Consider the following 8,056-nt stretch of genomic DNA (forward strand, 5'->3'; position numbering starts at 1 on the left):
AAGCCTTTCAGCGCCGATGGTACTGCATGGGGGACCGTGTGGGAGAGTAGGACGCCGCCGAACAATTTTTAGAGAAAGCCCTGGTGGGAACCTTGAGTTCCCACCAGGGCTTTTTCGCGTTTACCCGAGCGCTCACGAGAGGAGCCGGTGGTCCCATGGCACCCCTGGCTGATTTCGAGAAACACCGCACGCAACTTTGGGCCGTCGCCTACCGCATCACCGGCTCGGTCGCCGATGCCGAAGACGCGCTGCAGGAGACCTGGCTGCGTTGGCAGCTCCTCCCCGACGACGAAGCTGCCAACCCCGCCGCCTATCTGACGACCGTCGTCAGCCGAATCTGCCTCGACCAACTCGGTTCCGCCCGCTCCCGCCGCGAAACCTACGTCGGCCCCTGGCTGCCCGAACCGATCGTCGGAACGGTCCTCGGCACGGTTCCCGGTCCCGAGGAACGGGTCACCCTGGACGAATCCGTCGGGATCGCGCTGCTGACCGTGCTGGAGAAACTCACGCCGGCCGAGCGGACGGCGTTCATCCTGCACGACGTGTTCTCCGTACCGTTCACCGAGATCGCCGAAGTCGTCGACCGGACTCCGGCTTCCGTACGGCAGCTGGCGTCCCGCGCACGCAAACGCGTGCGTGCGGAGTCCCCGCGCTGTTCCGTCGACCGTGCTGAGCACCGCCGTACCGTCGACGCCTTTCTCGCCGCCGTGATGAACGGCGACTTCGAGAGTCTCCTGTCCGTCCTGGACCCCGACGTCGTCTGGCGCTCGGACGGCGGTGGGAAGGTCTCGGCCGCCCGTCGCCCCGTCTGCGGCAGCGAGAACGTGGCCCGCTTCGCCCAGGGCATCAGCCGCGGCTTCGACCCGCTGTCGATGCGGGTGCTGGTCCGGGACGTCAACGGCGCCCCCGGAATCGTCTCCGTCGACCTGGCGCAGGGCCGGGTGATGGTCATCGCGTTCACCGTGCACGAGGGGCGGATCACGGAGGTGTATGCCGTCGCCAACCCGGACAAGCTCCGCCACCTCGATCCGCTGAAGCTGTGATCCGCTGCGACTGCGACTGTCACACTTCGGCCCTCTACTTCGTCGTGTGGGTATGACGCACCGAACCGACATCGTCGTCCTCGGCGCCGGCTACGCCGGTCTCACCGCTGCCCTGCGGCTGGCGCTGAACCCCCACGTCACCGTCACCCTCATCGACCCCAGCGACCACTTCACCGAGCGGGTCCGCCAGCACCAACTCACCACCGGGCGGCCCGGGGTGAGCGTCACCCATCCCCTCTCCAGCCTCCTCCGGGGAACACGGATCCGGCACCTCGCCGCCCGTGCCGTCGACCTGGACCGCGCGGGCCGGCAGCTTCGTACGGATGACGGCCGGACCGTCTCCTACGACCGGCTCGTGTACGCACTCGGCAGCGTCACGGACACCCGCTTCGCGCAGGACGCGGCGGAGCGGGCCTACACCGCCGAGTCGGCGGCCGAGCTGGGCAAGCGGCTGCTCGACGGGCCGGGGCGGCTCGCCGTCGTCGGCGGCGGGCTCACCGGGATCGAACTCGCCGCGGAGATCGCCGAATCGCACCCCGCGTGGGAGGTCCGTCTTCTCACCGCGGGCACGCTCGGCGCAGGCCTGTCCGGCAGGGGACGCAGGCATGTCCGTACGGCTCTCGGCGCGATGGGCGTGAGCGTGAAGGAAGGGGAGCGCGTCGCCTCTGTCGATGGCGTCGATGCGGATGTCACCGTCTGGTCGGCGGCGCTGCGGCCGCGCACCGAGCTCGCGGCCGCGGCGGGCCTCGAGCTCGACGCCGCGGGCCGGATCGTGGTCGACCGTACGCTCCGGTCGGCCACGGACCCGGCCGTCTACGCGGCTGGTGACGCGGCGGCCACCTCCCTCCGTATGGCGTGCGCGACCGCGATGCCCACGGGCGCGCACGCCGCGGCGTCCGTCCTCGCCGGTATCGGAGCCGGTATCGGAGCCGGTATCGGATCCGGCACCGGATCCCGGCCGGCGCGGCCGCTCGCGTTCCGCTACGTCATGCAGTGCATCAGCCTCGGCCGCAGCGACGGGCTCGTGCAGCCGGTGCACGGCGACGACTCGCCGCGCAGCTCCGTTCTGACGGGGCGGCCGGCGGCCTTCGTCAAGGAGCAGGTTGTCCGCTCCACGGTCCGGAGCCTGCGTGCGGCGGCGAGCCTGGCCCGTGCCCGGTAGCCACCGGGCCGCGGGATTCGGCGTTGCGTTCCGCCCATGCGGTGAGCGCCGACCGGCACGCGTGGTCCATGTGCCGCAGGCCGCTCAGGTCGAGCTCGACACCGCCGCCCGAGCGCGGCAGCGTGGCCTCCAGCTCGTCGAGGATCCTGGGCAGCCGGAGGAAGTTCGCATTGCCCAGGACCCGGACGCGCACCGTGCCGTCCTCGGCCGTCCGGGTCTCCACATGGACGTGAGAGGTCTCCCACGCGGCCTTGGCGACGGCCATGAGCAGGCCGATGACGACGCCCTCGAAGAGGTTCGTCGTCACGATGGCACCTGTGGTCACCACGAGCACCACGGCTTCGCCCCGGTGCTCGTGCCAGAGCCGGACGACGTCCCGGAAGGGCAGCAGCTTCCACCCCGCGTGCATCAGCACCCCCGCGAGTGCCGCCACCGGGATGACCTCCAGGGCCCAGGGGACGAGCGAGACGAAGAACAGCAGCCAGACGCCGTGCAGGACGCGCGACGCCTTGGTCTTCGCTCCCGCGTTGACGTTGGCGGCGCTGCGGACGATGACCGCCGTCATCGGCAGGGCGCCGAGCACCCCGCACACCGTGTTGCCGGCGCCCTGGGCGATGAGCTCCTTGTTGTAGTCCGTGCGCGGGCCCTCGTGCAGCCGGTCGACGGCGGCGGCGCTGAACAGCGTCTCGGCCGAGGCGATCAGGGCGAAGGCCAGGACCGTGCCCAGGACGCTCATCTCGCCGAGCCGCGCGAAGTCCGCGCTGCCCGGCGGCTGGACGGCGTCGAGCAGTCCGTTCACCTCGATCCGGTTCACCGGCAGGGACAGGCCGGCGACCACGCCCGTCGCCAGCACGACCGCCGCCAGGGGCGCGGGCACGAACTGGGCGCCGCGCCGCCAGCGCGGCCACAGCACCAGGACGGCGATGGTGGCGGTGCCCACGGCGGCGGCGGTCAGGGCGTCCGTCGAGATCAGCGTGTCGATGATGAGGTCGGGGATGCCTGTGAGCTTCTCCGGGCCGCTCGCGGGCGGGCGCATGTCGGCCATGGCGTAGATCTGGCCGGCCATGAGGACCAGGCCGATGCCTGCCAGCATGCCCTGGACGACCGCGACGGAGATCGCCCGGAACCAGCGGCCCAGGCGCAGCAGTCCCATGGCGATCTGCAGCAGGCCGGCGGTGAGGACCAGCACGCCGAGCGCGGTGAGCCCGAACTCGCGCACGGCCTCGTAGACGAGGACGGTCAGACCGGCGGCCGGGCCGCTGACCTGCAGGCTGCTGCCCGGCAGCAGCCCGGTGAGGAGGCCGCCGACCACACCGGTGACCAGGCCCAGTTCGACCGGGACGCCCGAGGCGACGGCGATGCCGACGGAGAGCGGCACGGCGATCAGGAAGACGACGAGGGAGGCGGTGATGTCGGCGCGCAGGTCACGGCCCGGGCCGCTCCGGCCGAGGCGTTCGGAGCCCTGCTCGTTGGCGCGGCTGTGGGGAGGGTTTGACCGGAGCTTGGCCCTGGCGAGCACTTTGCGGGCATGGCTGAGGGGTATTTTGTCCATGAGGATCTGCCTCCAGCGCGTGGCGTCGCGCAGCGATGTGATCGGTGATCGGTGATCGTTGCCTGTCGGAGCCGGTTGGAGCCTTTGGAGCCTTGGCGGGATGTGGCGATACGGACCGTACGGATGCGGACGTACGGTCGTGCGGTCGTACGGGCAGCGGAGACGTCGGGGAGAGGTCCGGCCGGACGGTAGAGGGTGACGGAGCGTGCCGTGGACACCCGCGGTCATTCTGTCCAAGTGGCCAAGGCCCGGGGAGCGTCGGCGCGTTACCACGATGTAAACGCTGTGGTGGTTGGCCGGAATCCGCTCGTCCCATCGCTCCGGCGCAGGCCCTCGTGGGCTTGCCGGTGGACTGCGCCCGGCGCACGACGTGCGCGCGGGGTGCAAAGATGACCGGGTCCGCCCCTGACCGGCGAAGACCCGCGAAGCGCGGCGAACGAAGACCGGCGAAGTGCGGCGAAGACACGCCCCCGACCAGCGAAGAGGTGGAGTCCGTGACCCAGAAAGTCGCCGTCCTCGGTACCGGAAAGATCGGCGAGGCGCTCCTGAGCGGCATGATCCGCGCCGGCTGGTCGACCGGGGACCTCCTGGTCACCGCGCGCCGCCCCGAGCGCGCCGAGGCGCTCCGCGCCCGGTACGGCGTCGAGACGGTCACCAACGCCGAGGCCGCCAAGACCGCCGACACCCTCATCCTGGCCGTGAAGCCGCAGGACATGGCGGCGCTCCTCGCCGAGCTCGCCCCGCACCTGCCCGCCGACAGGCTGGTCATCAGCGCGGCGGCCGGCGTGCCGACGTCGTTCTTCGAGGAGCGGCTGCCGGGCGGCAACCCCGTGGTGCGCGTCATGCCGAACACCCCCGTCCTGGTGGACGAGGGCATGTCGGTGATCTCCGGCGGCACCCACGCCACGGAGGACCACCTCCTCCGCACGGAAGCGATCTTCAAGCCCGTCGGCAAGACGCTCCGGGTGCCCGAGTCCCAGCAGGACGCGGCCACGGCGCTGTCCGGCTCGGGACCGGCGTACTTCTACTTCCTCGTCGAGGCGATGACCGACGCCGGCATCCTCCTCGGCCTCCCGCGGGACAAGGCCCACGACCTGATCGTCCAGGCCGCCATCGGCGCGGCCGTCATGCTCCGCGACAGCGGGGAGCACCCGGTCAAGCTCCGCGAGGCGGTCACCTCACCGGCCGGGACCACGATCAACGCCATCCGCGAGCTGGAGAAGCACGGGGTGCGGCACGCGCTGATCGCCGCCCTGGAGGCCGCTCGCGACCGCAGCCGGGAGCTGGCCTCGGGCGAGGGCTGATCAGACCCGTTCGGCCATCGGTCGGGCATCGGTCGGGGATCGAGCAGGAACGATCCGCCATCGGGCGCGGGTTGATCAGACCCCATCCATCATCGGGCGAAGGCTGATCAGGCCCCTTCCACCAGAGCCGCCGTCGGCACGATCCTCGCGAAGCCGGCGGCGTGCAGGTTCGTCGCCGTCGCGCGGAACAGCTCGTCCGCCGTGAGCGACTCACCGTCCGGGCCGACCGCGTCGAACGTGTACGTCGCGTCGACCGGCACGATCACGTCGTAACCCAGGTTCCCGCCCATCCGGGCGGTCGTCTCCACGCACCAGTTCGTCATGATGCCGATGACGACCAGCTGCCGGATCCCCGCTTCGTCCAGCCAGCGCCCCAGGTCCGGCGTGCCGAGGAACGCCGAGTTCACCGTCTTGGTGACGAGCAGCTCAGGGCCGCTGCCCTTGCCGCGCCGCTCCTCGACGAAGTCCTGCAGGTCGTTCCCCTGCTGACCCGGGCGCAGCGGGGAGTCCGGCTTGGGCGAGTCGTGCCGTACGAACACCACCGGCCGGCCCGCCGCCTGCCAGGTGTCGATCAGCTGCGCCATGTTGCCCTCGGCGGCCGGGTTGTTGCGGGGCGGGAAGTAGTCCTCGTCGTTCCAGGCGTTCTGTACGTCGATGACGACGAGGGCGGCGTTGTCGCTGATACGGATGCTCTGTGCGCTGTTCATGCTGACGATCCTGGTCGTCGCCGCGGGGCCGGCCCAGTGGCAGAAGAGACCCTGTTCGATGGATTGCTGCCACAGGTGGGCAGGATGGTGCCCATGCAGCCAGCGCAGCGCATCGCCCTCGTGGCCTTTCCCGGCATCCGCGCCTTCGACGTCGCCGTCATCACCGAGGTCTGGGGCATCGACCGCACCGCCCGCGGCGCTCCCCGCTTCGCGCTGCGCCGCCACGGCGCCGACCGGGCTCCCGTGGCCATGCCCGGCGGCCTCACCCTCACCCCCGACCAGGACCTCGAAGCCCTGAGCGGGTTCGGCGCGAGCGACCTCGTGGTCGTCCCCGGGGTGGAGGAGCAGCTGGCCCCGGTGCCGGAACCCGTCCTCGCCGCCCTGCGCAGCGCCCACGGTGCGGGTGTGCCGGTCGCCGCGCTCTGCGGCGGCGCCTTCGTCCTCGCCCAGGCCGGCCTGCTCGACGGCCGCCGCGCGGTCACCCACTGGAACCTCACGGGGCTCCTGGCCCGCACCCATCCCGGTGTCCAGGTCGTCTCCGACGCCCTGTTCGTCGAGGACGGCGGCGTGTGGACCGCGGCGGGCGTCGCCGCCGGCATCGATCTCTGCCTCCACCTGGTCCGTACGGCCCATGGCGCGGAGGCGGCGGCGACCATCGCCCGCGCCATGGTCACCGCCCCCTTCCGTACGGGCACGCAGGCCCAGTTCGTCGAACAGCCCACCCCCTGCTCCGACCGCGAGGCCGACGCCCTGGCAGCCGTACGGGAACGGGCCCTGCGCCACCTCTCCGAACCGCTCACCGTCGCCGACCTCGCGGGCTGGGCCGGCATGTCACCGCGCTCCTTCGCCCGCCACTTCACGGCCACGACGGGTACGACCCCGGTGCAGTGGCTGCTCGACCAGCGCATCGCCGCGGCACAGAAGCTCCTGGAACGGACGGGCCTGCCGATGCCCGAGGTGGCCCGCCGCTGCGGCTTCGGCAGCGAGGTCACCATGCGGCAGCACTTCGCGGCCCGCCTCGCCACGAGCCCGCGCGACTACCGGCGGGCGTTTCGCTCCGCGAGTGCGTAGTGATCCGCGGATGGGCAGTGACTCGGGTCGTGGCCGGCGACTCGGGTCGCGAACCGCCGGCCAGGCCTCAGTACGCGGGCAGCAGCCCGATGGCGCGGTACGCCGCGTCCACGGTCGGCCGGGCGAGGCTGCGCGCCCGCTCGGCGCCCGCCCGCAGCACCGCGTCCACGTAACCCGGGTCGCCGCACAGCTCGGTATGCCGTTCCTGCAGCGGCCGCAGCACCTCCAGCACCGCGTCGGCGGTGTCCCGCTTCAGCGCGCCGTACGAGGAATAGCCCTCCGCGAGCTCCGCGGGCCGGCCGCCGGTACAGGCCGCCAGGATCTCCAGCAGATTGGTGACACCGGGACGGTTCTTGCGGTCGTGGACGACCTCGCTGCCGCTGTCGGTCACCGCGCGCATGATTTTCCGGCGCGCGGCGTCCGGCTCGTCCAGGAGATAGACGATGCCCGCCGTCTCCGCGTGGGACTTCCCCATCTTCGCCGTCGGGGACTGCAGGTCCATGACCCGGGCGGCCACCGTCGGAAGGACGGCCTTGGGGATGGTGAACGTGTGCCCGTACCGCTGGTTGAACCGCACCGCGAGATCCCGCGTGAGTTCGACGTGCTGGGCCTGGTCGTCGCCCACGGGGACCTCGTCCGCCCCGTACGCGAGGATGTCCGCCGCCATCAGCACGGGATACGTCAGCAGCGAGAGCCGTACGCTCCCGCCGGCCGCCTGCTCCCGCGCGGCCTTCTCCTTGTACTGGATCATCCGCCGCATCTCGCCGTCGGACGCCGTGCACTCCAGGAGATAGGAGAGCCGGGTGTGCTCGTCCACGTGGCTCTGTACGAAAAGGGTGCAGAGGGCCGGGTCCAGTCCGGCCGCCAGGAGAAGGGTGGCCGTTTGCCTACTGAGCCGCCGTACACGTGCCGGGTCGTGGTCCACGGTCAGCGCGTGCAGGTCGACGACGGAGAACAGCGCGTCGGCCTTGTGCTGGTCCACTTCCACCCACTGGCGGATGGCGCCGAGGTAGTTGCCGAGCGTCAGGTGGCCGGTGGGCTTGATGCCGCTGAAGATCCGGGTCATGGGGTGTGCGCTCCCTGTCTGGAGAGGGACGCCGCCCCGGACAGCAAAACGGCCGCCGAGGCGGCGGCCGTTGGATGCATGCGCGAAGCACGGAGTCGGGGGCGCCGGGCGGCGGCCCCCCACACCATCGGGCGGGGCTGGCGGGGCCAGG

General features: G+C 71.6%; 7 protein-coding genes. 4 read left to right on the forward strand and 3 right to left on the reverse strand.

What is annotated here, in order from left to right; all coding sequences use genetic code 11:
* Positions 1–155: 155 nt before the first annotated feature.
* Both ACOTKD_RS38030 and ACOTKD_RS38035 read left to right on the forward strand, forming a co-directional pair.
* Positions 156–1,043: a sigma-70 family RNA polymerase sigma factor gene (locus tag ACOTKD_RS38030; protein ID WP_424893589.1), complete on the forward strand. Its 888-nt coding sequence runs from the start codon at positions 156–158 to the stop codon at positions 1,041–1,043.
* Positions 1,044–1,095: 52 nt separating this feature from the next.
* Positions 1,096–2,205 (forward strand): NAD(P)/FAD-dependent oxidoreductase, encoded by a 1,110-nt coding sequence (locus ACOTKD_RS38035; protein ID WP_424893590.1) that lies wholly within the window; start codon positions 1,096–1,098, stop codon positions 2,203–2,205.
* Here the strand turns inward: ACOTKD_RS38035 and ACOTKD_RS38040 are convergent.
* Entirely contained in the window at positions 2,135–3,757 is a 1,623-nt protein-coding gene (locus ACOTKD_RS38040) for a SulP family inorganic anion transporter (protein WP_424893591.1), read from the reverse strand. The genes ACOTKD_RS38035 and ACOTKD_RS38040 overlap by 71 nt on opposite strands.
* Positions 3,758–4,251: 494 nt before the next feature.
* On the opposite strand from ACOTKD_RS38040, the gene proC reads away from it, so the two are divergent.
* Positions 4,252–5,061 (forward strand): pyrroline-5-carboxylate reductase, encoded by an 810-nt coding sequence (gene proC / locus ACOTKD_RS38045; RefSeq protein WP_030369974.1) that lies wholly within the window; start codon positions 4,252–4,254, stop codon positions 5,059–5,061.
* A 107-nt stretch (positions 5,062–5,168) separates the two neighbouring features.
* On the opposite strand, the gene ACOTKD_RS38050 is transcribed toward proC, so the two are convergent.
* Positions 5,169–5,768 (reverse strand): cysteine hydrolase family protein, encoded by a 600-nt coding sequence (locus ACOTKD_RS38050; protein ID WP_424893592.1) that lies wholly within the window; start codon positions 5,766–5,768, stop codon positions 5,169–5,171.
* A 93-nt stretch (positions 5,769–5,861) separates the two neighbouring features.
* Between ACOTKD_RS38050 and ACOTKD_RS38055 the strand changes: the two genes are divergently transcribed.
* Positions 5,862–6,839, forward strand: coding sequence for a GlxA family transcriptional regulator (locus ACOTKD_RS38055; RefSeq protein ID WP_424893593.1), 978 nt, complete (start codon positions 5,862–5,864; stop codon positions 6,837–6,839).
* Between the two features lie 67 nt (positions 6,840–6,906).
* Here the strand turns inward: ACOTKD_RS38055 and trpS are convergent, their stop codons facing one another.
* The gene (gene trpS, locus ACOTKD_RS38060) at positions 6,907–7,905 is read right to left on the reverse strand and encodes a tryptophan--tRNA ligase (protein ID WP_424893594.1); all 999 of its coding nucleotides are present in this window, start codon (positions 7,903–7,905) and stop codon (positions 6,907–6,909) included.
* Between the last annotated feature and the right edge of the window lie 151 nt (positions 7,906–8,056).

Source organism: Streptomyces sp. XH2 (genome assembly GCF_049725035.1).
In the GTDB taxonomy this organism is placed as follows: Bacteria; Actinomycetota; Actinomycetes; order Streptomycetales; family Streptomycetaceae; genus Streptomyces; species Streptomyces roseoverticillatus.